This window comes from Pseudomonas nunensis, from assembly GCF_024296925.1.
Lineage (GTDB): Bacteria > Pseudomonadota > Gammaproteobacteria > Pseudomonadales > Pseudomonadaceae > Aquipseudomonas > Aquipseudomonas nunensis.
In genome coordinates, this window is the sequence record NZ_CP101125.1 from 5,402,593 (window position 1) to 5,426,769 (window position 24,177).

22 protein-coding genes and 2 pseudogenes are annotated in these 24,177 nt (G+C 60.6%); 16 read left to right on the forward strand and 8 right to left on the reverse strand.

Annotated elements, in window-relative coordinates; genetic code table 11:
• Positions 1 to 111: 111 nt before the first annotated feature.
• Complete coding sequence (locus NK667_RS23815) at positions 112 to 1,005, reverse strand: PA4780 family RIO1-like protein kinase (protein ID WP_054616327.1); 894 nt, start codon at positions 1,003 to 1,005, stop codon at positions 112 to 114.
• 90 nt (positions 1,006 to 1,095) lie between these two features.
• On the opposite strand from NK667_RS23815, the gene NK667_RS23820 reads away from it, so the two are divergent.
• The 3 genes and pseudogenes from NK667_RS23820 (at position 1,096) to NK667_RS32885 (ending at position 3,398) form a co-directional block, all read left to right on the forward strand.
• Positions 1,096 to 1,305, forward strand: a complete 210-nt coding sequence (locus NK667_RS23820) for a hypothetical protein (protein ID WP_152981071.1) — start codon at positions 1,096 to 1,098, stop codon at positions 1,303 to 1,305.
• Between the two features lie 146 nt (positions 1,306 to 1,451).
• A pseudogene (locus NK667_RS32880) lies at positions 1,452 to 2,540 on the forward strand (cache domain-containing protein); the annotation flags it as partial.
• A 129-nt stretch (positions 2,541 to 2,669) separates the two neighbouring features.
• Positions 2,670 to 3,398, forward strand: coding sequence for a methyl-accepting chemotaxis protein (locus tag NK667_RS32885; protein WP_401329489.1), 729 nt, complete (start codon positions 2,670 to 2,672; stop codon positions 3,396 to 3,398).
• 104 nt (positions 3,399 to 3,502) lie between these two features.
• Here NK667_RS32885 and NK667_RS23830 read toward each other — a convergent pair whose 3' ends face one another.
• Positions 3,503 to 4,294 carry an AraC family transcriptional regulator gene (locus NK667_RS23830; protein WP_054616329.1) on the reverse strand — a complete coding sequence of 264 codons (792 nt, stop codon included), beginning with the start codon at positions 4,292 to 4,294 and terminating at the stop codon, positions 3,503 to 3,505.
• A 363-nt stretch (positions 4,295 to 4,657) separates the two neighbouring features.
• Here NK667_RS23830 and NK667_RS23835 point away from each other — a divergent pair.
• Positions 4,658 to 5,619: pseudogene (locus NK667_RS23835) on the forward strand (IS110 family transposase).
• Between the two features lie 29 nt (positions 5,620 to 5,648).
• Here the strand turns inward: NK667_RS23835 and NK667_RS23840 are convergent.
• On the reverse strand, positions 5,649 to 6,926 hold the full coding sequence (locus NK667_RS23840; RefSeq protein ID WP_054616330.1) for an acetyl-CoA C-acetyltransferase: 1,278 nt from the start codon (positions 6,924 to 6,926) through the stop codon (positions 5,649 to 5,651).
• Between the two features lie 261 nt (positions 6,927 to 7,187).
• Between NK667_RS23840 and NK667_RS23845 the strand changes: the two genes are divergently transcribed.
• The 4 genes from NK667_RS23845 (at position 7,188) to NK667_RS23860 (ending at position 13,436) form a co-directional block, all read left to right on the forward strand.
• Positions 7,188 to 8,540, forward strand: coding sequence for a 3-oxoacyl-ACP reductase (locus NK667_RS23845; RefSeq protein WP_054616331.1), 1,353 nt, complete (start codon positions 7,188 to 7,190; stop codon positions 8,538 to 8,540).
• Positions 8,541 to 8,542: 2 nt separating this feature from the next.
• Positions 8,543 to 9,397 carry a MaoC family dehydratase gene (locus NK667_RS23850; protein WP_054616332.1) on the forward strand — a complete coding sequence of 285 codons (855 nt, stop codon included), beginning with the start codon at positions 8,543 to 8,545 and terminating at the stop codon, positions 9,395 to 9,397.
• A 466-nt stretch (positions 9,398 to 9,863) separates the two neighbouring features.
• On the forward strand, positions 9,864 to 11,600 hold the full coding sequence (locus tag NK667_RS23855; protein ID WP_054616333.1) for a collagen-like triple helix repeat-containing protein: 1,737 nt from the start codon (positions 9,864 to 9,866) through the stop codon (positions 11,598 to 11,600).
• Between the two features lie 168 nt (positions 11,601 to 11,768).
• Positions 11,769 to 13,436 (forward strand): ShlB/FhaC/HecB family hemolysin secretion/activation protein, encoded by a 1,668-nt coding sequence (locus tag NK667_RS23860; RefSeq protein ID WP_054616334.1) that lies wholly within the window; start codon positions 11,769 to 11,771, stop codon positions 13,434 to 13,436.
• 255 nt (positions 13,437 to 13,691) lie between these two features.
• On the opposite strand, the gene NK667_RS23865 is transcribed toward NK667_RS23860, so the two are convergent.
• The 3 genes from NK667_RS23865 to NK667_RS23875 form a co-directional block, all read right to left on the reverse strand.
• Positions 13,692 to 14,099 (reverse strand): response regulator, encoded by a 408-nt coding sequence (locus NK667_RS23865; RefSeq protein WP_054616335.1) that lies wholly within the window; start codon positions 14,097 to 14,099, stop codon positions 13,692 to 13,694.
• A 71-nt stretch (positions 14,100 to 14,170) separates the two neighbouring features.
• A complete protein-coding gene (locus NK667_RS23870; RefSeq protein WP_054043992.1) occupies positions 14,171 to 14,383 on the reverse strand; it encodes a Flp family type IVb pilin in 213 nt (70 codons plus the stop codon).
• Positions 14,384 to 14,436: 53 nt separating this feature from the next.
• Positions 14,437 to 14,646 carry a Flp family type IVb pilin gene (locus NK667_RS23875; protein WP_054043993.1) on the reverse strand — a complete coding sequence of 70 codons (210 nt, stop codon included), beginning with the start codon at positions 14,644 to 14,646 and terminating at the stop codon, positions 14,437 to 14,439.
• Positions 14,647 to 14,976: 330 nt separating this feature from the next.
• Between NK667_RS23875 and cpaB the strand changes: the two genes are divergently transcribed.
• The 8 genes from cpaB to NK667_RS23915 are packed head-to-tail and all read left to right on the forward strand — an operon-like array spanning position 14,977 to position 22,430.
• Complete coding sequence (gene cpaB / locus NK667_RS23880; RefSeq protein WP_054616336.1) at positions 14,977 to 15,924, forward strand: Flp pilus assembly protein CpaB; 948 nt, start codon at positions 14,977 to 14,979, stop codon at positions 15,922 to 15,924.
• A gap of 20 nt (positions 15,925 to 15,944) precedes the next feature.
• Positions 15,945 to 17,168: a type II and III secretion system protein family protein gene (locus NK667_RS23885; protein ID WP_054043995.1), complete on the forward strand. Its 1,224-nt coding sequence runs from the start codon at positions 15,945 to 15,947 to the stop codon at positions 17,166 to 17,168.
• The gene (locus NK667_RS23890; RefSeq protein ID WP_054043996.1) at positions 17,165 to 18,355 is read left to right on the forward strand and encodes a CpaE/TadZ family protein; all 1,191 of its coding nucleotides are present in this window, start codon (positions 17,165 to 17,167) and stop codon (positions 18,353 to 18,355) included. Before NK667_RS23885 ends, NK667_RS23890 begins: the two co-directional genes overlap by 4 nt.
• Positions 18,352 to 19,620, forward strand: coding sequence for a TadA family conjugal transfer-associated ATPase (locus NK667_RS23895; protein WP_054043997.1), 1,269 nt, complete (start codon positions 18,352 to 18,354; stop codon positions 19,618 to 19,620). Before NK667_RS23890 ends, NK667_RS23895 begins: the two co-directional genes overlap by 4 nt.
• Positions 19,621 to 19,638: 18 nt before the next feature.
• Entirely contained in the window at positions 19,639 to 20,523 is an 885-nt protein-coding gene (locus tag NK667_RS23900; RefSeq protein ID WP_054043998.1) for a type II secretion system F family protein, read from the forward strand.
• A 1-nt stretch (position 20,524) separates the two neighbouring features.
• Positions 20,525 to 21,409, forward strand: a complete 885-nt coding sequence (locus NK667_RS23905) for a type II secretion system F family protein (protein WP_054616337.1) — start codon at positions 20,525 to 20,527, stop codon at positions 21,407 to 21,409.
• A gap of 25 nt (positions 21,410 to 21,434) precedes the next feature.
• Positions 21,435 to 22,157, forward strand: a complete 723-nt coding sequence (locus NK667_RS23910) for a tetratricopeptide repeat protein (protein WP_054616338.1) — start codon at positions 21,435 to 21,437, stop codon at positions 22,155 to 22,157.
• Between the two features lie 9 nt (positions 22,158 to 22,166).
• Positions 22,167 to 22,430: a DUF3613 domain-containing protein gene (locus NK667_RS23915; protein WP_054044001.1), complete on the forward strand. Its 264-nt coding sequence runs from the start codon at positions 22,167 to 22,169 to the stop codon at positions 22,428 to 22,430.
• 326 nt (positions 22,431 to 22,756) lie between these two features.
• Here the strand turns inward: NK667_RS23915 and NK667_RS23920 are convergent, their stop codons facing one another.
• A complete protein-coding gene (locus NK667_RS23920) occupies positions 22,757 to 23,542 on the reverse strand; it encodes a response regulator transcription factor (RefSeq protein WP_054616339.1) in 786 nt (261 codons plus the stop codon).
• A gap of 126 nt (positions 23,543 to 23,668) precedes the next feature.
• Entirely contained in the window at positions 23,669 to 24,139 is a 471-nt protein-coding gene (locus NK667_RS23925) for an A24 family peptidase (protein ID WP_054044004.1), read from the reverse strand.
• Positions 24,140 to 24,177: the final 38 nt, after the last annotated feature.

A 24,177-nucleotide genomic window follows, 5' to 3' on the forward strand; every position in this document is an offset into this window, starting at 1 on the left:
TTTTAAAAAATCAAAGTCAAAAAGATCGCAGCCTCGTTTCACTCGACAGCTCCTACAGGGTATTTCGGAGCCTGCAAAAAACCCGGCCGAAGCCGGGCTTTTTTTAGCCGATCACTGCATCCATGGCGGAGGCGGTTCTTCGGTTTTACTCGGTGGAGCATCATCTGCCGCGCGCACCGCTTGCTTGCGCTCTTCGTCCAGGCGTGCCGCCTCGATTTCGCGGATGACGCCGCCAACATCGGCCAGCTCTTCCGGCTCATCGAACTCACCGGTCAACACGCTGGCCGGGTGCAAGGTGCCGGCTTCGTACAGGGCCCACATTTCCTTGGCGTACTTGGTCTTTTTCAACTCCGGCGCAAATCGCCCGAAATAGGACGCCATGTTGCCCACGTCCCGCTCCAGCATGCTGAACGCGTGGTTGTTACCCGCCGCGTCCACTGCCTGGGGCAGGTCGATGATGACCGGGCCGGTCGGGGTCAACAGTACGTTGAACTCAGACAGGTCACCGTGCACCAGACCGGTACACAACATCAGCACGATCTGGGAAATCAGGAACGCGTGATATTCACGGGCCTGGTCCGGTTCCAGCACCACGTCGTTCAGACGCGGCGCGGCATCGCCGTATTCATCGGCCACCAGCTCCATCAGCAGTACGCCTTCGAGGAAGTCATACGGCTTGGGCACCCGCACACCGGCGCCGGCCAGACGAAACAGGGCCGCCACTTCGGCGTTCTGCCAGGCGTCCTCGGTTTCTTTCTTGCCGAACTTGGAACCCTTGGCCATCGCCCGAGCCTGACGGCTGTTGCGCACCTTGCGGCCTTCCTGATACTCGGCCGCCTGCCGGAAACTGCGTTTATTCGCCTCCTTGTAGACCTTCGCGCAACGTAGCTCGTTACCGCAGCGCACCACATAAACAGCTGCTTCTTTACCACTCATGAGTGGGCGCAGCACCTCGTCGACCAGACCGTCCTCGATCAGGGGTTCAATGCGTTTTGGAGTCTTCATCAGCTTTTATTGTGGGTCCTTTATTACCAAACACGCGAAAGTCATTCGTTATACGGCAATCCTCGCAGCTCGGGGAGGGGTTACCGACCTATGAACATTGCCAATGCACACAATGTGCCGAATTTAAGCGGCAAATTTTGCGCCGTTCATCGACCGGTGGAGATCATAGCTGAGCCGCCGACACTTGTTGGCGAAGGGATGACAGGGCATTTACGACAGAAGCTGACATCCGTATTCCTTCTATTTGTAGGTTTTTTCTCAACGGTCCTCAATTTCCCGTTTTTTCAGCCGAAGTCCTGAGAGAGAAAAGGATTTGTCCGACAATCGTTCCGACTAAAACGACGATGCCGCCCTCAAGGAAACGAGTCGATCTATACCGTTTTCGGCTGCCAATAATCCGCGAGTCATCTGCACTGCGTGGGCCTACAAGAAAATCTGGAGCGCGGATGAACATCAAACAGAAGTTGACGTGGGCGTTTGCAATCATCGCCTGCTTGCCGGTGGTGTTGGTCGCCACCCTGGTCGTGTTGAACTTGCGCAGCGATGCCAAGGACAATTTCGTCGACGGCAGTGGTCGCGAGATCCGCCAGGTCGCGAATGCCATGCAGTTGTTTTTCGACGGCATCAGCCAGAACGTCGATTACCTGGCGTCCCAGCCGTTGATCAAGAACACCGACGACAGCCTCAAGACCTACATGGCCGCCAACGCCGAGAGCATTCCTCAGGGCGAGATGGACAAAAAGGTCTTCACGCTCCTCCAGGACCTGGGCAATACCCACCCGTCCTACGCCTACGCGATCGTCGGCACCGCGGCCGGCGGTTATGTGTCCTGGCCGGACGACGCGAAACTGAACAACTACGACCCGCGCCAGCGTCCCTGGTACAAAGCGGCGCAGGCCAAACCCGGCAAGCCGTTTCGCACCGAGGCCTATTACTGGGCCCAGGACGACGCGTCCTACGTCAGCACCGTGCGCACCATCGATAACAAGTTGGGCACCAACGGCGGCGTGGTCAGTATCGACGTGACGCTCAAGCAGCTCACCGAAATCGTCAAACAGATCAAGCTCGGTGAAACCGGCTACCTGATGCTGCTGGAAAACAGCGGCACCGTGCTGGTCGATCCGAAACAACCTGAGCACAACTTCAAGGCGCTGGGCAGCCTCGGCGAGGGCTACGCGCAACTGGCCAAGGCCGGCAAAGGCTTGGTGGAAGTAGAGCTGAACGGTGAGCGCTACATGGCCAACGTCTGGCCGTCGGAGCAACTGGGCTGGACCTTTATCGGTCTGATCAAGCAAACCGACGTGATGAGCTCGGCGACCCAACTGACTTGGCTGATCGCAGGCATTGCTGCGGTACTGGCAGTGTTCTTCGCCATCGTCGGCGCCAGTTTCGCCCGCGTCATCGTGCGGCCGATCAGCAGCGTGGCCAGTGGTCTGGAAGGTATCGCCCAGGGCGAAGGCGACCTGACCAAGAATCTGGAAATCCGTGGCAGCGACGAAACTGCGCAACTGGCCAGTTGGTTCAACCAGTTCCTAGCGGCGATCCGCAACCTGATCCAGAGCATCGGCGGCGCCGCGAACAAAATCCTCGCTACATCGCAGAGCTCGACTCGCGTCTCCAGCGACATGGCCGAAGCCGCCGGGCGCCAGCGTGAAGCGGTGGACATGGTGTCCACGGCGTTCCACGAAATGGTCGCCACCGCCAACGAAGTCGCGCGCTCGTGCAGCCAGGCCGCCGAGTCGGCCGACAGTGGCCAGCGCCAGGCCCGTGAAGGTCAGCAGCAGATCGATGCCGCGGTGACCAGCGTCGATCGTTTGAGCCAGGAAATCGAATCATCGGCCCAGTCGATGCAACAACTGGAACGCGACAGCAATGACATTCAGTCGATTCTGGGGACCATTCGCTCGATTGCCGAACAGACCAACCTGCTGGCACTGAACGCAGCGATTGAAGCAGCGCGGGCCGGTGAGCAAGGTCGCGGGTTTGCGGTGGTGGCGGATGAAGTCCGCGCCCTGGCCAAACGCACGGCCGATTCCACGGCGGAAATCGACGGTTTGCTCGGCAACCTGGCCAAGCGCACCAGCCAAGTGACCCAGCAAATGCATGCGAGCCTGGAAGTGTCGCAGCAATCCGTAACCCGGATTGGCGAAGCGCGCAGCAGTTTCGGGCAGATTCGTGAGTCGGTGGATGTGATTCGCGACATGAACACGCAGATCGCGACGGCGGCGGAAGAACAGCATCAGGTGGCTGAGGACATCAATCGGCACATCAGCCAGATTCATGGCGATGCGCAGTTGGTGGCGGAACTGGCGAACTCGGCACGACTGGATTCTCAGAGTTTGGCTGGTTTGTCGAATGAGCTGGATGGGTTGGTTCGACGGTTTAGAACCTGATCCAGAATCCCGGTGGCCGCTTCGCGGCCAATCGCGGGCAAGCCTCGCTCCTACAGGGGATCGGCGTCTAACTGTAGGAGCGAGGCTTGCCCGCGAAGACGGCCTCACTGCCGAAACAATTCCCCCGGGGTAAACCCGAACAACCCCTTGAACGCCGCAATAAACGCTGACGTCGAGTCATACCCGCAAGCCAGCGCCGCATTGGTCACGCTGTCGCCCTCCTCCAGCAAACTCAGCGATGACAACAGCCGCGCACGCTGACGCCAACCGCGAAAGCTCAACCCCGTCTCACGCTGAAACAACCGCATCAGGGTTTTCTCCGAGGTTCCCAACCGAGCCGCCCATTCCTGCAACGTCACGTTCTGCTCAGGGTTTTCGATCAGCTCGTTGCACAACCCAAGCAAGCGTTCATGCCGGGGCAGCGGTAGCGAGAATTCAACTTCGGGCAAACTCGCCAACTGATCCAGCAGCACATTCACCAGCCGCGCTTCCTGGCTGTCACCCTGTGGATACTCCACTGGCAGCAAGCAAAAACTCTTGATCAACTCCCGGGCCAGCGGCGTCACTTCCAGCACCCGACAGCGTCCGTCCGCCCATTGGCAATCCTCGCGACGCACATACAGGCTACGCATCTCGGCGCGCATCGAGGTGACGACTTGGTGTTCGAGATCGGCCGGAATCCAGATGCCCCACTGCGGTGGCGCGAAGAAACTGCCCTCAGCGGTGTGCACGCCGAGAACGCCGCTGATGGCGTAGGAAAACTGCACCCAGTCGTGGCGATGCGGCGGTGTCCATGAACCGGCGTTGAGGCTTTCGGCGCGGGCGAATAGTGGGCGCGGTAAAGCGGCCAGCGCTGGGATGGAGCGTTCGAGGGAGAGTTGTCCGTTGGACGTCATTGACGGGCCTTGTGTCGCAGGACGGCAGATAGCACGACGTTAGGCCAACTCGTCCGCCCTGACAAACACAATTCCCCTTGTGGGAGCGGGCTTGCTCGCGAAGGCGGTGTATCAGGCAATATTTATGTCGACTGACACACCGCTATCGCGAGCAAGCTCGCTTGTATGTTTAGACTTGAAGGGGTGGGCGGGACTAAAAGCTCGATTCTGACTCTGACCAGTACAGACCGTGGGAGACTTCTCATCCCGCCCCTTCTACCCAAAGCGCCGATAAGGAATTCATCGGTAAAACCGACGATAGAGGCAAGCCAGCGCAAGGGTAAACCCCGACAAGCACCTAAACCCTAGCTCCGAGGATTCGTCATGACAATCCTTACTTTGCAGACCGTGGTTGGCATCGATATCGCCAAGGCTGAAATCGTTGCTTATCGTACCGATCGTCAAATCACTGACACCATCAAAAACGATCGAACAGCCCTCAAACGCTGGCTTAAAACACTGCCCGCGCAAAGTGCTATCGCCGTTGAAGCTACCAACATCTATCACCTGGACACCGTCGAGCTCGCTCATGCAATGGGCCATCAGGTCTATGTCGTGGACGCTTATCGGGTGAGCAACTATCGCCGTGGTATCGGTCAGCGAGCCAAGAACGATCCCTGCGATGCTCGTCTGCTGGCGCGCTATTTGACGAATGAACAAGACGGGCTGCGGATCTGGAGCCCGCCACCCAAGGCCTACACTTCGCTGAAAAGCCTGCTCCACAGGCGTGCGACGCTGATCCAGAACCACGCTGGTCTGATGCTGAGCTGGGCCAATGAGCCCTTACTGAAGAAAGTGCAGGCCGCCCAGCAAAAGGCCTTCAAGCAAGCGGATCAGGCCATTCAGAAACTGCTGCGCAAGGTCAGCAAAGAGGCAGGTATTGACGACAATATCGACCGTTGCAAAGCCATCGAAGGGGTTGGCGAACTGACCGCCACTGGGTTGGCGACGACCTTTATGCGCGGTGATTTTGCCAATGGTGATGCGTTTATCGCGTTTCTGGGGATGGACCTTACGGTCGATGACTCCGGGAAGAAAAACGGGCCCCGGTATCTGACCAAAAAAGGGGATCCGGAAGTACGCCGGCTGGCTTACAACGCAGCCATGGCGGCCTGCCGTTCGGCTAAATGGAAGCCGTTTTACGAGGCGTATTTGGCAAGAGGCTTCTCAAAAACCCAAGCCTTGGTAGCCCTTGCCCGGAAACTCTGCCGGGTGGCATTTGCCCTGATGAAAAATCAGAGCGAATACCGACCGGCTTGAAGTTACAGGGTTGCCCTGCAACATAGAATCTCCCACAGGGGGGATTGTGCAGGGATCAGCGTTCGATGATGGCCGTGACGCCCTGGCCACCCGCCGCGCAAATCGAGATCAGCCCTCGCCCCTTGCCCGCCGCATCCAGCAACTTCGCCAGGTTGGCGACGATTCGTCCACCGGTCGCGGCAAACGGATGCCCAGCCGCCAACGAACTGCCCTTTACGTTGAGTCGGCTGCGATCAATGGAGCCCAGCGGCGCGTCGAGGCCGAGGCGGGTTTTGCAATATTCGGGATCTTCCCAGGCCTTCAGCGTGCACAGCACTTGCGCGGCGAAAGCTTCGTGGATTTCGTAGTAGTCGAAGTCCTGCAAGGTCAGGCCGTTGCGGGCGAGCAAGCGCGGCACGGCATACACCGGCGCCATCAGCAGCCCTTCGGCGCCGTTGACGAAATCCACCGCCGCCGCTTCGCCATCGCGCAAATAGGCGAGGATCGGCAAGCCGCGTTCCTTGGCCCACTCTTCACTGCCCAGCAACACCAGCGACGCGCCATCGGTGAGCGGTGTGGAGTTGCCGGCGGTCATGGTGCCCTTGGCGCTTTTCTCGAACGCTGGTTTGAGCGAGGCAAGTTTTTCCAGAGTCAGGTCCGGGCGCAGGTTGTTGTCGCGGGTCAGGCCGAGGAACGGCGTCATCAGGTCGTTATGCCAGCCTTCGGCGTAGGACGCGGCGAGTTTCTGATGGCTTTCGAGGGCCAGTTGATCCTGCTCGGCGCGAGGGATGTTCCAGGTCTGGGCCATCAATTCGCAGTGTTGGCCCATGGACAGGCCGGTGCGCGGTTCGCCGTTGCGCGGGAATTCGGGGATCAGGTGACCGGGGCGCAGTTGCAGGAAGGTTTTCAGTTTGTCGCCGGTGGTCTTGGCGCGGTTGGCTTGCAGGAGGATTCTGCGCAGGCCTTCGTTAATGCCGATTGGCGCATCGGAAGTGGTGTCGACGCCGCCGGCAATGCCGCACTCGATCTGACCCAAGGCAATTTTATTCGCCACCAGCAACGCGGCTTCAAGGCCGGTGCCGCAGGCTTGCTGGATATCGTAGGCCGGGGTGGTCGGCGACAGCCGCGAGCCGAGCACGCATTCGCGGGTCAGGTTGAAATCCCGGGAATGCTTGAGCACCGCCCCCGCCGCCACTTCGCCCATGCGCAGACCGTGCAGGTTGAAGCGTTCGATCAAGCCTTCGAGCGCTGCGGTGAGCATCGCCTGGTTACTGGCGGTGGCGTACGGCCCGTTGGAGCGGGCGAAAGGGATACGGTTACCACCAATGATCGCGACGCGGCGCAGCTGGGTCATGAAAAGCTCCTTAAAAATTATTTGTGAATGCGATCCCCTGTGGGAGCGGGCTTGCTCGCGAAAGCGGTGGGTCAGTCAACAAAGATGTTGAATGTGCTGGCCCCTTCGCGAGCAAGCCCGCTCCCACAGAGTCAGTGTTTTCCTGAAAGACCTGCTACACATCAATCACCTGTGTTCAAGCGTAGGCCTAATCTCATGGATCGAACGACTGATCGCCATTCGTGGTCCACACTTTGAACCCCAGCTGCCGGAGAGCGTTCCATGTCAGACCGTTATATCGACTTCGCCAATTCGTCCATCGGCCACCGTCTGGTCGGGGCCTTGGGCCTGCCGTCGCCGGTGCGTCTGGAACGCTGGCAGGCCGGACGCCTGCGACCGGTCGAAGGGGCACTGCTGATTGGCGGCGGACCACTGGCGGAAAATGTCAGCGTATTCGCCAATCGACTGACCGATGCGATCTACAGCTACGGCACCGAACCGTCCCTGGCCACCGCGTGGATTCCCGGGCATGGCCCGAAACTCAAGGCAGTGGTGTTTGACGCCAGTCACTTGGTGCAGACCGATCAGCTCAAACAACTGCGCGAGTTTTTCCAGCCACTGATGAAAAACCTCGATAGCAGTGCGCACGTGGTGATCCTGGGACAAGCACCGGAAAGCCTCAGCGATCCGATCGCCTCCAGTGTCCAGCGTGCCCTCGAAGGTTTCAGCCGTTCGCTGGCCAAAGAACTGCGCAGCGGCGGCACGTTGCAATTGATTTATGTCGGCGACGGCGCCGAGGATCAGCTTGAAGGACCACTGCGGTTTTTCCTCTCGCCCAAAAGCGCTTTCGTGTCCGGGCAAGTGATTCGCCTGGTCGCGTGCGATACGCCGGTGCAGGACTGGACGCGTCCGTTATCCGGGCGCAAAGCGCTCGTGACTGGCGCGGCACGTGGCATCGGTGCGTCCATCGCCGAAACCCTGGCGCGTGACGGCGCCGAGGTCATCCTGCTCGACGTGCCACCGGCCAAGGCAGATCTCGAAGCCCTCGCCGCACGCCTCGGCGGGCAGAGCATCACCCTGGATATCTGCGCCGAAGACGCCGCCGCACAGTTGATCGAACACCTGCCCGACGGCATCGACATTGTGGTCCACAACGCCGGCATCACCCGGGATAAAACCCTGGCCAACATGACCCCGGAATTCTGGGATGCGGTGCTGGCGGTCAATCTCAATGCACCTCAAGTGCTGACCAAAGCCTTGCTCGATGCCGGCACCCTGCGCGACAACGGCCGGGTGATTCTGCTGGCCTCCATCAGCGGCATCGCCGGCAATCGTGGGCAAACCAACTACGCCGCGAGCAAGGCCGGGTTGATCGGTTTGGCTCAGGCCTGGGCACCGCTGCTGCATGAGCGCGGCATCAGTATCAACGCAGTGGCGCCGGGGTTTATCGAAACCCAGATGACCGCGCACATTCCGTTCGGCCTGCGCGAAGCCGGGCGCCGCATGAGTTCCCTCGGCCAAGGCGGCTTGCCGCAAGACGTCGCCGAAGCGGTGGCGTGGCTGGCGCAACCGGGCACCGGCGCGTTCACCGGGCAGGCATTGCGGGTCTGTGGGCAAAGTGTCTTGGGGGCGTAGCGATGATTATTGACTGGCACACACTCAACCGCGAACCGAGCCTGCCCGGATTGTATGCGCGGGCAGCCCTGCGTCGAAAAATCACCGGTACGACCCTGCCGGATACGGGTTTGCATTGCTGGCTTGATGTCGATCCGAAACGCCTGGCGGATTATCGCAAGGTCTGTGGTTTTGCCGATAACGGGTTGCTGCCGCCGACGTATCCACATGTCTTGGCGTTTGCCTTGCAGATGCAGTTGCTGACGTCCGAAGAGTTTCCGTTCCCGTTGCTGGGGCTGATTCACTTGAGCAATCGCATTCGCGTGCTGCGGCCCATGGGCGGTGTGCATCGCGCGCGCGTCAGCGTGCAGGTGCAGAACCTGCAACCGCATGCCAAGGGCGCGACGTTCGATTTGATCACGACCCTGGATGATCAGTTGGGTACGCTGTGGGAAGCGCAAAGCCAGATGTTGTGTCGCGGGGTCAAACTCGAAGGCGAGCCGATTGAAGAGGTTTTGGCACCGACGCTGGCTCTGACGGAAGTGACACGCTGGAAAGCCCCGGCGGACATTGGCCGGCAATACGCCAAGGTGTCCGGGGATTACAACCCGATTCACCTGAGCGCGGCGAGCGCCAAGATATTCGGTTTTCCTACGGCGATTGCCCACGGATTGTGGAACAAGGCGCGAACGCTGGCGGCGTTGGCGGATCATCTGCCGACGGCGAACATCGAGATTTCGGTGCAGTTTCGCAAGCCAGTGCGTTTGCCCAGTGAGGTGACGTTGCTGGCCAGTGCGGCGGCGTCCAGTGGCGACCTGCAACTGGTCGGTGCCGGGGAGCTGGAGCATATGGTGGGGCATTGGCGGCCTGTTGCCTGAGTTTTTCGGCAGGTAGTTCTTTGGAGTCTGCCAGTCCGTCTTCGCGAGCAAGCCCGCTCCCACAGGGTGAACACGATATTTGTGTTCATCCTGTGGGAGCGGGCTTGCTCGCGAAGAACGATGACGCGGTACAACAGGAGCAGCCGAGGAATATTGACCGCAGAAAAACATGATTAATTGTGTATATATCTTAAGTGTCCTTCCCGCCCGCTCTTGCCTCGCTAAAAACCCGCGTCATTGATTTAAAACGAATTTACTTCAAGCAAACCACCCGACTTACACCCAAGGCATTAGTCCTTAGGCTGCATCCGCACGCCCCTGCATAAAGGGGTTAATACCAACTTGAGAATGGTACGAAAGCGCCCCCTGGATTGTGATGCACACAACGGACGAAGGCATTGCCGGCGAAAGATCGGCAGGCCATCGAAGACAACGAACGTTGTAACAGGTGCAAGGAATCTCTCTCATGAAAACTCCAGTGTGGTGCAAGTCGGCAACAGCTTTGGCGTTGATCCTTTCTCTCGGCCTCGCGGGTTGCAGCAGCGGCGGTGGTGGCCATCACAGTACTTCCGGCGGTTCTTCCGACGGTGCGGCAGGTGCGGCGGGCGCCGGCAGCGGCGGTTCCGCAAGCGGTGGGACTGACGGCTCGGGTGGTGGTACAGCCGGGACCGGAAGCACTGACGGCACCGGCGGCGGTACGGGTGGGACTGCCGGAACAGGTGGCACCGATGGCACGGGGGGCACAGGTGGCACCGCAGGTACCGGCGGAACCGGTGGCACGGCCGGAACGGCCGGAACGGGCGGCACCGGCGGCACCGGCGGCACCGGCGGCGGGACAGGTGGGACAGGCGGCACTGCTGGCACCGGAGGCACGGGCGGCACCGGCGGTGGAACTGGCGGTACTGGCGGTACTGGCGGCACAGGTGGAACTGGAGGAACTGGAGGAACCGGCGGCACACCCGTCACTCCGCTGGTCACCAGCACCGTGGTTTCCGACCTGGGCAAAACCGTCAGCGGCGTGGGTGACGGTGTCAGCGGCATCGGCAATTCTTTATCGACAGTGCCTGTCGTAGGAGGCGTTGTACAAAGCGCCGTCAACACCACCGGCAATGTCGTGGACAGTATCGGCGGCGGGCTGACTGGGGGCCTGGGCAAAATCGGCACCGACCCTCAAGCCGTCACCAAAACCACCGCCATCGTTGGCAACGTCGTGTCCGATGCCGGCACCGGCGTGACCGATATCAGCGGCAAACTGGCGACCGCCACCGGCAGCATTCCACTGGTGGGCGGTGTGGTCAGCAAAGTCACCCCGGTACTCGGTGGTGTCGGCGAAAAAGTCACCATGCTCGGCGATACCTTGAACGTCGCCACTAGCACCGGGCCTTTGGGATCACTCAGCAACGGCCTCGGCAACAAGGTCTTGGTGCCAGTGGTCACGCTGACCGAGGGCCTGACCGGCAAAGTCGGCAGCGCAACCGGCCTGGGCGCTCCAGTCAACGGCCTGGTCAGCAACGTCGCCGGTGCCGTCGGCGGTCTGGGCGGCAAAGTGACGGCGGCCGGCGACGGTAACCCGTTGACCAACACCTTAGGCGCAGCGCTGACCAATGTAGCGACCACCGCTGGTGCAGCCGGCGGCTTGGTGGCGGCTCCTGGCGCCGGTGCGGGCGGCCTCGGCACCACCGGATTGCTGCAAACCGTCGGCGGCGCCGTAGCGAATGTCGGCGCTGGTTTGAATGCCGGCAACACCAACCCGGTCGTCAGTGCCGGCGGTGTGAACCTCGGCGCGGTCGGCGGCACAGTGGCTTCGGTAGGCGGTGCATTGGGTGGCTCGAGCGCGCCCAACCTGACCCCGACCGCACCTCTTGCGAGTGTCGGTGGCGCCGTCGGTACGGCATTGAATCCAGTCACCAGCGCCGTCACCACCGTCACTCAACAAGTGGGCACCGCCACCGGCCTCGGTGCACCGGTCAACGGTCTGGTCGCTCAGGTTGGCGGTGCGGTCGGCAACGTCGGCAGCAGCATTGCCGCCGCCGCGCCCAACCCGGTGGTGGCAGCGGTCGGCAACACCGTCACGACTGTCGGCGCCACGGTTGGCGCGGTCGGTGGATTGGTCACCGGCGCAACCGGCGGCGGCACTTCCGGCACCGGCACAACCGGCGGAATTGGTGGCTTGCTGGGCGGCCTGACCGGCAACAAACGCTGAATTGCACCTGGCCGATTCGACGGCCTTACCTACAGCGCCTACGCTTGGTTGGAGGCGGAAGATTCGAATCGAGTCTTCCGCTTTTTCTTTTGGAGCATGACACCTCTGGGTTCCGGTTCAGTCAGCTGACGAACCTCGGGATGTTGCGATATGACCATGGAGTGTCCTATGCGCGTTATGGCTTCCCTGCTGTGCCTGACCGTCAGTACTTTCGCTTTCGCCGACACCCTTCCCACCTTCCTCAACAGTAACGAAACCATCCGCAATCTCCCCGCGCCGAACCTGCCCGCCGACGCCTACCGCCCGAAAGCTGCGCCGCTGCAAGTGCCGGAGCCCGGTGCGCCCCAGGCCCAACCGTTGACGATGGGCACCAAGATCACGATCAAGACCGTGCAGATCGAGGGCGGGACGCTTTACCCGCTCAACGAACTGGCGACGCTTTATCAACCGCTGGTCGGCCATGAAACCAGCGTCGCCGAGTGGATCGAAGCCACCCGCGGCATCACCCGCCGTTATCAGCAGGACGGCTACTTGCTGTCCTACGCCTTCCTGCCCCAACAGGATTTCAGTCAAGGCGTGGCGCGGGTGGTGTTGGTGGAAGGCTACATCAAGGATTACCAAGTGCAGGGCGACCTCGGACGGGTCAAGGGCCTGCTGGATAAACTGGTGGCCAAGCTCCAGGCCGAACGACCGCTGACCCGCAAGACCTTCGAGCGCTACACCACGTTGATGACCCGTATCCCCGGCGTGACCGTGCAAGCACAAGTGCCGCCGCCGGGCACCACTGACGGCGCGGCGTACCTGGCGGTGCAAGCCAGTCGCAAACCTTTCACCAGCAGCCTGAGCACCACCGAAGACAACCGCAACAGCACCCAGGCCCTGCTCGGTGTCAGCAGCAATTCCCAGACTGCGATGGGCGAACAGTTAAGCCTCAGCGGGTTGTTTCCGCCGGGACACGATGATGAGCATTACTATCGCCTGGACTACAGCCAATTCCTCAACGCCGAAGGCACGCAGCTGAGCTTGTCCGCCTCACGCTACCGCGCCGATCCTGGCACCAACGTATTGCTCGACAACGGCCTGGAGCTCAAGCCGCACCGGGAGAATGATCGCTACTCCATCGGCTTCAGCCATCCGCTGATCGCCTCGCCGACCGAACAACTCAGCGCCGGTGCGCGGCTGTATGCGGTCAACGACAAAACCCGCTACGACGTGGTCGACGACCCTCGCAGCGTGGAAATCCGCACCGACATCCGCGCCCTCGCCTTCGAGAGTGACTGGCGCCAGGCCGATGCCCGGCAACTACGGATTCTCAGTGGTGGCGTGTATCAGGGCCTCGACAGCATGGGGGCGAAAACCAATGCCGACGTTGACCTGAATTTCTTGCGCCTGCGTCTATCGGGCGTGCAGAGCGACAAGTTCTTCGACAACTGGCAAGGCGTGCTCTCGGGCGCGCTGTACTGGAGCGACGACACCCTGCCCGACAGCGAACGCGCGGTGTTCGGTGGGCAGAATTTCGGCCGCGGTTACCCCGACGATCAGGCGTCCGGCGACAAGGGTTGGGGTGTGGCGTATGAGGTGAACTACAGCTTCAACCGCGACGGCAATTGGGTGCGGGTGCTGCAACCGTATGTGGTGCTGGACCGCTCCAAGACCTGGTTCAACCAATTGCCGGTGCAAGGCAACAACTTGTCGTCGGCGGCGCTGGGGCTGAGGTTTGGCGATGCGAAGTACTACAACGTCGCGCTGGAAGCGGCCAAGCCGATGTCGGATGAAGCGCTGGACACGTTCAACCGACGGCCGCGTTATAGCATCAGTTTCAGTTATCAGTTGTAGGGGGGTGGTGGCGGTCAGGACGCCTTCGCGAGCAGGCTCGCTCCCACAGTTGATCGCATTCTCCTGTGGGAGCGGGCTTGCTCGCGAATTGGTCTTCAGCTTCGACATCATCGTCGACTGGCACACCGCCTTCGCGAGCAAGCCCGCTCCCACAGGGGAAATTTGGTGTGCACGATAATTGTGCCCGACGCCAAACAGTGTGGGAGCGAGCCTGCTCGCGAAAGCGCTGTGTCGGTCAACACATCAGCCGGGGAATTACCCACCCATTACCACTGGCTGCGGAAACAGATTGTTCAACGTCTCCAACAACCGCACGTGGTAGATGGGTTTGCGAAACAGGTCGAGCACCTGCAAGCGCAGCATGTCGCTGACGTCTTCCATGTCCGCATGCCCGGACGTGACGATCACCGGCAGATGCTGGCGTGAGGTGTGTTCGCGCAGGCGCTTGATCAGCGACATGCCGCTCTCCTCCGGCATGCGCAGGTCCGTGATGACCAGGGCGATATCCGGGTTGCGCGTCAGGTGATGCAGGGCGAGCTTGACCGAGGTGGCCGTAAAGCAACTGAAGCCCTCGCCCTCCAGCAATTCCGCCAGCTCCAGCAACGCGTCCTCTTCGTCGTCAACCAGAAGCAACTGTTGGCGCGGCGGCGAGGAAGCGTTCATGGGCAGCACCTGAGAACTGAATGTAGAACCGAGTGTAGCGGGTGATTCATCCACTGCGAGGTTCGCCGTGGTCAGGGGGTTTGCACCGGCGCGGTCTGGGCCGTTCCACCCAACGCCACCAACACACTGTTGAAAATCGCCAGGACCTTGGCGCCCACCGGAGTGATGAACACCACGACAACAACTGCGACCATCGCCACCACAATCGCGTATTCGATGGCCGATGCGGCTTCAGTGTTTTTCAGGAACAGACGTGCCCGCAGCATCAGGTATTCAAAGAGCATGGAATTCTCCTTTGTGCCGCAGGCACTCAGTCAACATCAATCCAGAACCTCGACTAAGGCACCACAGGTTTGACGACCGCCGTACCACCCAGCGATGTCAGAACCGCGTTGAAGATGTTCAGGACCTTGGTACTGACCGGCGACACAAACACCACGACCACCACCGCCACCATGGCCACCACAATCGCGTACTCGATCGCCGATGCACCTTCAGTACTTTTGAAGAACAACCGGGCTCTGAGCAACAGATATTCGAGAATCATACGTCTACTCCTTCGCGCCTCTGGCGCCGACGAAACGGTACTGCGACAGGGTTCCACTGTGCCATCAGAGCATTGCCAACAAACCTGCGACCAACAACTGTAACAACGGATTAATCACAAAGTATGAGTCGCAGCCCTCAGTCGAAAATCAGCGGTTAATTGGCCAATTCTCAGTACTTTGTACAGATATTTTCAAGCCCGTAATGGCGTTTTGCTTTAGATCGACTAGCGTGGAAATAGCGAAATAGTTGCATGTTCATAGCTGCCTGATTGCGAGAGCGACCCGTCAGGAATGCGGATTGTGAGAGCAGCGGGAAAGGGAGAGCCGTCATGAACAGCCGCGTCACCATAGGCCTTGCCGGCTTGCTTTTGCTCGGGGCGATTTTTGTCGGTTATTGGGGCTTGGTGCTCAGCCGTCAGCCGGTTCCCGTCGCTGCGCCTGTCGCCCCACCGATCGCCGCCGTGAGCGTGGAAAAAACCGTTGCCGCCGCCGAAGACCAGACCCGTCAACCGGTGGTCGTACTTACGCACGACGTGCCGCCGTTCACCCCGTTGACCGCCGCCGACCTGAGCGTGGAGAAACTTCGCAACCCGCCCGCCGGCAGCCTGAATAACATCGACCAGGCCATCGGCCGCACACCCTGGCGCCACCTCAGCGCCGGCACCTGGCTCAGCGATGACAGCTTCGAAGCTGGCGGCACCCTGGCGCGGATGATTCGCAGCAATGAACGCGCCCTCGCCGTGGCAGTGGACGAAGTGATCGGCGCCGCCGGGCAACTGGTACCAGGGGATTACGTCGATGTGTTGCTGTTTCTGCGCCAGGACACCAGCAACTTGCAGCAGTCGGCGCAGATCGTCGTGCCCGCGATGCGCGTGCTCGGTGTGGGCGAGCAATACGGCCTGACCAACGACGGCCAATCGGCCTCACCGGCCCTCAGCGCCGACGACAAACTAAAACAGGACCAACGCCGCATCGCCGCGCGCACCGTGGTGCTCGCGGTGCCCGAACAACTCTTGAGCCGGTTGATGCTGGCGACCCAGGTCGGCACCTTGCGCCTGGCGGTGCGCAGCAGTGAAGAGCAGCGCCTGGCCAAGTACTGGGCCGGCGAAAACCAAGCGACGGGCAAGCTCGACAGCGCCAACAGCCAGCTCTTCCAGTTCACTCAACTGGCCCTCGGCGCGGCACCGAAAAGTCCGGCCATTGGCGGCCACGGCGGCTCGACGCGTCCCGCCATCGAAGTGATTCGCGGCAATCAGCTGACGCAACAAACCCCATGACTGATCAAGGATGCCGCTGCATGCAGAGTCGTTCCATGCCGATAATCAAACCCGCGCTCTGGGCTTTGATGCTGCTGGCACTGCCCCTGGAAAACGCCTACGCGGTGACCGGCAATTGCGCCGCGCTGGGGCGTTTGCCGCCGGTGATCGAGATCGGCGAAGGCCTGCAACAGGACCTGCAATCGCCAGTGGCAATCACGCGCCTGGCCATCGGCGATCCGAAAATTGCCGACGTGCATCCCAATGGCAGCAGCTCGTTTCTATTGACCGGCATCGCCCCTGGCGCCACCAGCCTGATGATCTGGACCGCCTGCGCCAGCGAACCGCGCCAGAGCATGGTGTTCGTCCAGGGCCGCGCCACGGCTGCCCTGACCGGCGACGCGTTGCTGCCGTCGGATGACCCGTCGCTGCCGTCGCAGGTACAAACCGATATCCGTTTCGTCGAAGTCAGCCGCACCAAACTCAAGGAAGCCACCGCGTCGTTGATCGGCACTCGCGGCAACTTCCTGTTCGGCTCTCCCGGCACCTTGCCGCCCATCGACGGCGTGCCGACGCCCAGGCTGCCGGTGGATAACAGCCTGTTCAACTTCTCCTGGATTGGCGGCAAAACCATGATGATCATCAACGCGCTGGAGGGCAGCGGCTTCGCCTACACCCTGGCGCGGCCGAGCCTGGTGGCACTCAGCGGACAGAGCGCAAGCTTCCTCGCGGGCGGCGAAATCCCGATTCCGGTGCCGAGTGCCGGCAGCGATAACGTGTCTATCGAATACAAGGAGTTCGGCATTCGCCTGACCCTGACGCCGACCATCATCGGCCGCAATCGCATCGCCCTGAAAGTCGCGCCGGAGGTCAGCGAACTGGACTTCAGCAACGCGGTGAACATCGCCGGCACTACGGTTCCGGCCCTGACCATCCGCCGCACCGACACCAGTATTTCCCTGGCCGACGGTGAAAGCTTCGTCATCAGCGGCTTGATCAGCACCACCAACAGTTCTCAGGTGAACAAGTTTCCGGGGCTGGGCGACATCCCGGTGCTGGGGGCGTTTTTCCGCAGTTCTCAGATCAATCGCGAAGAACGGGAGTTGCTGATGATCGTCACCCCGCATCTGGTTCAACCCTTGGCCGCTGACGCGCAACTGCCGTCGTTGCCGGGGGAAAAACTGCGCAACTACGACCCGAATTTCTATCGCATGTTCTTCCTGGAAAACGGCAACTTCGACAAACGCAGCGGACTGTCGCAATGAGCCAGAGCCTGAGCCAGACCTTTCTCGCCATCACCCGCAACAGCACCGACCTGGAATGGCTGCAAGGCGCCCTTGCTCCTCTCGGTCAGGTGGTCAGCGCCGGTGGTGGCAGCCTCGATGAATTGCTAGCTCTGGTGGACGTGACCTTCGCCAGCCTGGTGTTCGTCGGCCTTGACCGCGAACACGTGGTGGCCCAGAGCGCACTGATCGAAGGTGCGTTGGAAGCCAAGCCGATGCTGGCCATCGTCGCCCTCGGCGACGGCATGGACAACCAATTGGTGCTCAACGCCATGCGCGCCGGGGCGCGGGATTTCGTCGCCTATGGTTCGCGTTCCAGCGAAGTCGCCGGGCTGGTGCGGCGCCTGAGCAAACGCCTGCCGCCCGTGACGCCGAATACGCAACTGGGCGGCCTCACTGTGTTGTATGGAACCCAGAGCAATGGCGACGGCGCACTGTTGGCCAATCACCTGGCGCTGGTGGTGCAAAAGAGCGGGCAGCAAACCTTGTTGCTGGACCTTGGCCTGCCCCGTGGCGACAGCCTGGCATTGCTGGGGCTGGAGAGTTCGTTTCACTTCGGCGACGCCTTACGCCACTTGCGCCGCCTCGATGCGACGCTGATCGACAGCGCCTTCACCAGCGCTGAAGCCGGCCTGCGAATCCTCGCCTACGCCAGCAATGACGCGCCGCTGGAAAGCACCAGCGCCGCCGAGCTGTACATGCTGCTCAGCGCCTTGCGCCAACACTTCCAGCACATCGTGGTGAACCTTACTGGCCAACCGGACAGCGAAGCGCTGCGCACGTTTGTCAGCCACTGCGACAAGTTGCTGTGGTACAGCGACCAGAATGTTCTCGACTGCCGCCGCAACCTGGCGGTGCTCAACCTGTGGCGAGAAAAAGGCATGAAACTCGATCACGGACGGCTGTTGATCGATCGCTACCTGGGCCATATCGCCCCGGACTCGGACACCCTCGGCAAGACCTTCAACCTGGAAGTCATCGCGGTGCTGGCCTACAGCCCGGAAGTGCGCCTGAACGCGAAAAATCAAGGCGTCACCCTGTTCGAACTGGCGCCGCGGGAGAAACTTACACAAAGCCTGCGGACCCTCGGCGAACGTCTGGCCAAGCGCTCCGAAGGCCTGGCCAAACCCAAGGCCGGTTGGTTCGACCGTTTGAGGGGCGCGCAATGAGCAGCGAAAAACTCTTCGGTGCGCCCCAGCGCAGCACCGCCGGCAACACCGACCATGAAGGCCTGAAACTGGTGCTGCATCGCTACATCATCGATGCCATCGAAGAGTCCGGGAAAAACTTGCTGGAAGGTTCGCGGCAACTGCTGTCGCAGTTCGTCACCGACAAAGCCGCCGAGTACATCGCGCGCCTGCACCTGGCGATTTCCCGTTATGAAATGGAGCGGCTGGCCGAGGAAATCGTCGACGAGCTCACCGGTTTCGGTCCGCTGGAAGTCTTGCTGCGCGATCCGGCGGTCACGGAAATCCTGGTCAACGGCCCGCACCGAGTGTTCATCGAACGCGACGGTGTACTGCACCAGAGCGACCTGCGATTTATCGATGCACACCATGTGGAGCGTGTCATGCAACGCATCCTCGCGCCGTTGGGGCGGCGGCTCGACGAGTCCTCGCCGATGGTCGATGCACGCATGCCGGATGGCAGCCGGGTCAACGCGATCATCCCGCCGATTGCGCTGGATGGTCCGTGTTTGTCGATTCGAAAGTTTCGCAAGGACATGCTCAAAAGCAGCGACCTGGTAGCGATGCAAACCATCGACCAATCGATTTTCGAATTCTTTCAGAACGCCGTCGGCAAGCGCTGCAACATCCTGATCAGCGGCGGCACCGGCACCGGTAAAACCACGCTGCTGAATATCCTCAGTCAACTGATCAACCCCCACGAACGGCTGGTGACCATCGAAGACGTGGCCGAATTGCAACTCGGCCACCCGCACGTCGTGCGCCTGGAAACCCGGCCGCCGAATGCCGAGGGCCACGGAGAAGTGAAGGCCAGCGACCTGATTCGCAACGCCCTGCGGATGCGCCCGGACCGCATTATCCTCGGCGAGATTCGCGGCGTCGAAGTGCTCGACGTACTGACCGCGATGAACACCGGCCACGACGGCTCGATGAGCACCGTGCACGCCAACAATGCCCAGGACGCGTTGCTGCGCCTGGAAACCCTGGTCGGCCTGACCGGGCGCGCGGTGGCGGAACGCACGCTACGGCAGATGATCTGCGCCGCGCTCGACGTGATCATTCAACTGACACGCATGCCGGATGGCCGGCGCTGTGTCAGCGAAGTGGTGGAAGTGGTCGGTGTGCGCGAAGACGTCTACGTCACCAACACCCTGTTCCGGCTCGACCGTCGCACCGGTTTCGGTTTCCTGCGCGAGGCGGTCAACCCGGCGGGTGACAAGCTGCGACATGAGTCGAGCCTGGGCTGATTCCATGGAGCATTCGGCATGATCGTCCCGCTGATTCTCAGCCTGATTTGCGTGGTGCTGCTCGGGCTGTCGGTGTGGTTGTTCTTGCACGGGATCCGCAAGACCGGCAACGAACGGGTGCTCAGCCGACTCGCTCAGGGACAGCCACAACTGGCGGCGGAAAAAGCCACATGGGTTGGCCTTGAGCGTATGTTTTTAAGGGCGGGCCTGGGTCGTCCCACCGAACGCCTGGGATTGTGGCTGACGCTGTGGGGCGTGGCGATATTGCTCGGCTATTTAATCGCCGACTGGGTCGGTTTGCTGACCCTTTTACTCGCGCCGCCATTGGCATTGAGGCTGTACATCTCATGGCTGTATCGCCGTCGCCTCAAGCGCATGATCGAACAATTGCCGCAGTTGCTCGATCACACCGTGCGCAGTCTGAAATCCGGGCGCACCTTGGCCGACGCGGTCATGGGCGGGATCGAGGCCAGTGACGATCCGCTGAAACGCGCCATGGGCCGGGTGCAGCGCAACGTGCAACTCGGGGTGAATCTGCCGGACGCCGTGAGTGATTTCGCCGAGCTGTATGAGCAGGACGAACTGCGCATGTTTGCCCTCGGCCTGAAGGTCAATCATCGCTACGGCGGCAACGCCAGCGAGTTGCTGGAGAACCTGATCAAACTGATTCGTGAACGGGACCAGGGCGCCCGGCAACTGCGCGCGATGACCGGCGAAACCCGCATGACGGCGTGGGTGTTGGGCTCGTTGCCGATGATTCTGGTGAGTTACTTCATGCTGACCAATCCCGGCTACATGCTCGGCATGTGGCACGACTCGGGCGGCCAGACCATGTTGATTATCGCGGTGGTGCTGCAGGTGTTTGGCTGCCTGGCGCTGTGGCGCATGTTGCGGAGTGTCTGACATGGTCTTGCTGGCGAGTCTGATGCTGTTGCTCGGGGCCTTGCTGCTGGTGGCCAACCACTTGCTGCAAGAGCGTCGCCGCGTGCGCCAGGTGACTCAACGCTTGCAAGGGCAACTGGTGCGCGAGAACCGTTTCGGCAGCTGGCTGCGGGTGCTCGGCAACAGTCGGTTCGGCCAGCGTTCGGTCAGCATCGACAGCGAAACCCAGACCCTGCTTAGCCGCCTGGGCTGGCGTCGTGCCAATGAGCGCGCGGTGTTTGCGGCGTGTCAGATCGGCACACCGTTATTGATGTTGGGGCTGGGGCTGTTCTTGAAAGAAATGTTCTTCCCCCTCGCGGCCAACGGCTGGTTGCTGCCGATGTTCGGTGCCGGCCTCGGTTATTTGTTGCCCAAACGCTTGCTGGCTTATGCGGCTGCACGCCGGCAGAAAACCATCGGCGTGGAAATAGCGACCTTCATCCCGCTGCTGCGCATCCTTTTCGAGTCGGGCATGGCGGTGGAACAGGCACTGCGGGTGTTGAGCAGCGAAGGGCAAAAACTCTTGCCGGAACTGACCAGCGAATTGCGCCTGATTCTGGCCCGCGTCGACTCCGGCCTGGAGCTCAGTCAGGAACTGCACAAAGCCGCCGTGATGCTGGCGGTGGATGAATTCAGCGACACCTGCGTGATCCTTGAGCAACTGATTCATCAGGGCGGCGGAGCGATGAAATCGCTGCTGGCGCTCAAGCAACTGCTCGATGATCGGCGCCTGACGCGGCTGCAAGAATACATTTCGAAAATGTCGGCCAAGATGTCGGTGGTGATGATGCTGTTTCTGTTTCCGGCCCTGTTGATCGTCTTGGCCGGCCCCGGATTTACCGCGATTACCCGGGCGTTTGCCAATTGAGTTGCGCACTTTTTGAGGGACCAAGATGAAAGCATTGATCGCTGTTGTGAGCCTGCTGATGCTCGCGGGCTGCGCCACCGATGGCCAGGCGCCGTGGTCGGCAATGATGTCGCCGGCCAGTTGCAGCAAGCTGAGTTCTGATCAGGAACTGGCCCTCAACCTGGCCGATGATTTGGCCAACGACGGCAAGCTGCACGCCAGCCTGGCGAATTTGCAGAGCCTGCCCGATAACCTCAGCGAAGTGCGTTTGCGCAAGGCCAAGGTTTATCGCCTGCTAGGACGCAGCGAGGCGGAGCCGTTGTATCGCAGCCTGTTGGGGACGTGCTTGTCGGCGGATGCCGAACAAGGCCTGGGCCAGTTGTTCGCCGCACGCGGCGACTACGGCCAGGCCCAGGCTCACCTGCAACGGGCCGCGCGCCTGGCACCGACCAACGAGAAAATCCGCAATGATTTGGGCGTGGTCTACCTCAATCAGTTACGCCTTGAAGACGCGCGTTTCGAATTCCTCACCGCCATCGAACTCAAGCAGCAGGACACGTTGGCGGCGGCGAATCTGGTGACGTTGTTGCTGTATCAGGACAACTGGCAGCAAGCGGCAGAAGTTGTCAGCCGCTCGCACCTGACGCCCGAACAATTCACCGATGCCCAGGCGCGAGCGGAAAAACTCAAGCAGCCGGGCAAGGGTAAAGCGGCGGTGGGTGATCAGGTGGCGACGGTGACGAGTGCACAAGCGGTATCGGTTAAATAGGAGTTGGCGATGATGAAATTATTCGGCTTGAGCCTGTTGATACTCCCGTTGAGCGCGATGGCCATTGACGCCGGTCCATCGTCGGCGCAACAGCAGGAAACCGAGGGGTGGCTGGTGCTGCAAAGCCGTAACCAGGCCGCCTCCAAGACACCGCAAACCGCGAGCGCGGCGGAGCGGGAAGAAGCGATGCAGCGCTGGCTGAAGAAATATCGGTATGAGATTCCGGATTTGTACGACCCGGATGCGGGCGGGAAGATTGAGATCAGCAAGTAGGCGGGAGATGGGGTGACTGTGCGGCCGCCATCGCGAGCAAGCTCGCTCCCACAGGGGTTCAGCATCAATCACAGATGTTGTGTTCACTGAAGAACAGCTGTGGGAGCAGTGTCGATTACAAATGTTGTGTTCACTGAAGATTAACTGTGGGAGCGAGCTTGCTCGCGATAGCGGTGTGTCAGCGACTGAGATATTGAAGGTCAGTCAGTCTGTGGGAGCGGGCTTGCTCGCGAAGGCGGTGTGTCTGGCGCCGTTGATATTGAATGTGCCTACGCTTTCGCGAGCAAGCCCGCTCCCACAGTTTTGATCGGGTACATCCGGGGGATTTAGTGGGCAGTCACGCGCTGGCGCATCCCGGAGTTACTCGGCGATAACGCCAATGCCAGTTGTGTGCGGTTATGCATATGGGTCAACCGCAACACTTGCGACACGTACAGCTTCACCGTGTTCTCGGTAATCCCCAGCTCACAGGCAATCTGATAGTTGGTCTGCCCCTTGCCGACCAACCGCGCTACATCCAGTTGCCGGGGTGACAGCTGATTGAAGATCGACGGCATTTCCTCCTGATCCGCTTGGCTGACCACAAAATCCCCAGGCTCGGAAGACCCACGCGGGCTGCGGCGCACCTTGTCCAGGTCCTGGTAAAGATCATCGATCGACTCGGACAGGTATTGCAGCTTCTGATTCAAGTGCCCCAATTGCACTTCTTTCTGGCGCTCCTGCAGCGACACTTCCTGACGCTGCAAACCCTCGAGCAACTCATCCAGATCAATCGGCTTCTGGTAGTAATCGGCAATCCCGGCGCGCAAGGCCTTGATCACGTCCTGCTTGTCGGCGCGCCCGGTGAGCATGATCGCCTCGAACGCCCGATGTCGGCCGCACAGCCGTTGCAGTTCTTGCACAAGCTGGATGCCATCCATGTCCGGCATGTGCAGATCACACAGCACCAGACCGATGTCCGGATCCTGTGTAAAGCGCTCGATCGCCTGCGTACTGGATTCACACGGTACACAGCGATAACCGCTGCTCTCCAGGAATTCACACAGTTCTTCGACAATGAGTGGCTGATCGTCGACCACAAGGACTTTTACCGCAGACGTAAGCTTGTTCACGTGCTACTCCATGCAGACTGAAAGCTGACCATTCCTGTACTAATAGCCACCAGTTGTATAACTACTCTAACTTTGAAAGTAGACGCACTTTCCGACTATGTACATAGAACGGGTGGCGTCTGGCGACTAATGGATCCAAACGAGCGTACACGCCATGCCTACCAACACGAACGGCGCATATGGCTGTTTTTCTGACAATTTTGGATTCACATGTCGACGTTCATGCTTAAGCCTTTGATTCATATGCAGCCAGACTTTTGGCGCAAGCAGCAGCCAAATCGCACTCGCCACTCCGGCACCGATAAACGCGCCGAGCAGGTGCATACCGTCGGTCGCCAAACCCAAAGCTGTCATTAGTTTCACATCACCGGCGCCCATTCGCTTCATCGCGTAGCCCGGCAAGGTGAAGGCCAGCGCCAGTAAAAACGCCCAACCACCCTGCTTTGCCTCCGCTCCGAGCCATGTGCTGCCGGTCCACAGCAGATACACCAGCGCCGCAGCGCCAGCACCGAGGGTCAGTACGTTGGCGATGTGGCGGTGGCGCGCATCCTGAACCGCGCAAAGGGTTAGCCAGACAATCACGACAAGGCTTTGCATCCGGTAAAAACCGTCCGTTTTGGCTGAATGATTCTATG

Excerpts from the sequence above, each read along its gene's own strand:
- NK667_RS23890 (WP_054043996.1), top strand. The coding sequence starts at position 17,165 with ATGAGCCAGAGCCTGAGCCAGACCTTTCTCGCCATCACCCGCAACAGC.
- NK667_RS23840 (WP_054616330.1), bottom strand. The coding sequence starts at position 6,926 with ATGACCCAGCTGCGCCGCGTCGCGATCATTGGTGGTAACCGTATCCCT.
- NK667_RS23820 (WP_152981071.1), top strand. The coding sequence starts at position 1,096 with ATGAACATTGCCAATGCACACAATGTGCCGAATTTAAGCGGCAAATTT.
- NK667_RS23925 (WP_054044004.1), bottom strand. The coding sequence starts at position 24,139 with ATGCAAAGCCTTGTCGTGATTGTCTGGCTAACCCTTTGCGCGGTTCAG.
- NK667_RS32885 (WP_401329489.1), top strand. The coding sequence starts at position 2,670 with ATGGTGTCCACGGCGTTCCACGAAATGGTCGCCACCGCCAACGAAGTC.
- NK667_RS23915 (WP_054044001.1), top strand. The coding sequence starts at position 22,167 with ATGATGAAATTATTCGGCTTGAGCCTGTTGATACTCCCGTTGAGCGCG.
- NK667_RS23860 (WP_054616334.1), top strand. The coding sequence starts at position 11,769 with ATGCGCGTTATGGCTTCCCTGCTGTGCCTGACCGTCAGTACTTTCGCT.
- NK667_RS23875 (WP_054043993.1), bottom strand. The coding sequence starts at position 14,646 with ATGATTCTCGAATATCTGTTGCTCAGAGCCCGGTTGTTCTTCAAAAGT.
- NK667_RS23900 (WP_054043998.1), top strand. The coding sequence starts at position 19,639 with ATGATCGTCCCGCTGATTCTCAGCCTGATTTGCGTGGTGCTGCTCGGG.
- NK667_RS23845 (WP_054616331.1), top strand. The coding sequence starts at position 7,188 with ATGTCAGACCGTTATATCGACTTCGCCAATTCGTCCATCGGCCACCGT.
- NK667_RS23905 (WP_054616337.1), top strand. The coding sequence starts at position 20,525 with ATGGTCTTGCTGGCGAGTCTGATGCTGTTGCTCGGGGCCTTGCTGCTG.
- NK667_RS23855 (WP_054616333.1), top strand. The coding sequence starts at position 9,864 with ATGAAAACTCCAGTGTGGTGCAAGTCGGCAACAGCTTTGGCGTTGATC.
- NK667_RS23910 (WP_054616338.1), top strand. The coding sequence starts at position 21,435 with ATGAAAGCATTGATCGCTGTTGTGAGCCTGCTGATGCTCGCGGGCTGC.
- cpaB (WP_054616336.1), top strand. The coding sequence starts at position 14,977 with ATGAACAGCCGCGTCACCATAGGCCTTGCCGGCTTGCTTTTGCTCGGG.
- NK667_RS23865 (WP_054616335.1), bottom strand. The coding sequence starts at position 14,099 with ATGAACGCTTCCTCGCCGCCGCGCCAACAGTTGCTTCTGGTTGACGAC.
- NK667_RS23885 (WP_054043995.1), top strand. The coding sequence starts at position 15,945 with ATGCAGAGTCGTTCCATGCCGATAATCAAACCCGCGCTCTGGGCTTTG.
- NK667_RS23895 (WP_054043997.1), top strand. The coding sequence starts at position 18,352 with ATGAGCAGCGAAAAACTCTTCGGTGCGCCCCAGCGCAGCACCGCCGGC.
- NK667_RS23850 (WP_054616332.1), top strand. The coding sequence starts at position 8,543 with ATGATTATTGACTGGCACACACTCAACCGCGAACCGAGCCTGCCCGGA.
- NK667_RS23815 (WP_054616327.1), bottom strand. The coding sequence starts at position 1,005 with ATGAAGACTCCAAAACGCATTGAACCCCTGATCGAGGACGGTCTGGTC.
- NK667_RS23830 (WP_054616329.1), bottom strand. The coding sequence starts at position 4,294 with ATGACGTCCAACGGACAACTCTCCCTCGAACGCTCCATCCCAGCGCTG.
- NK667_RS23870 (WP_054043992.1), bottom strand. The coding sequence starts at position 14,383 with ATGCTCTTTGAATACCTGATGCTGCGGGCACGTCTGTTCCTGAAAAAC.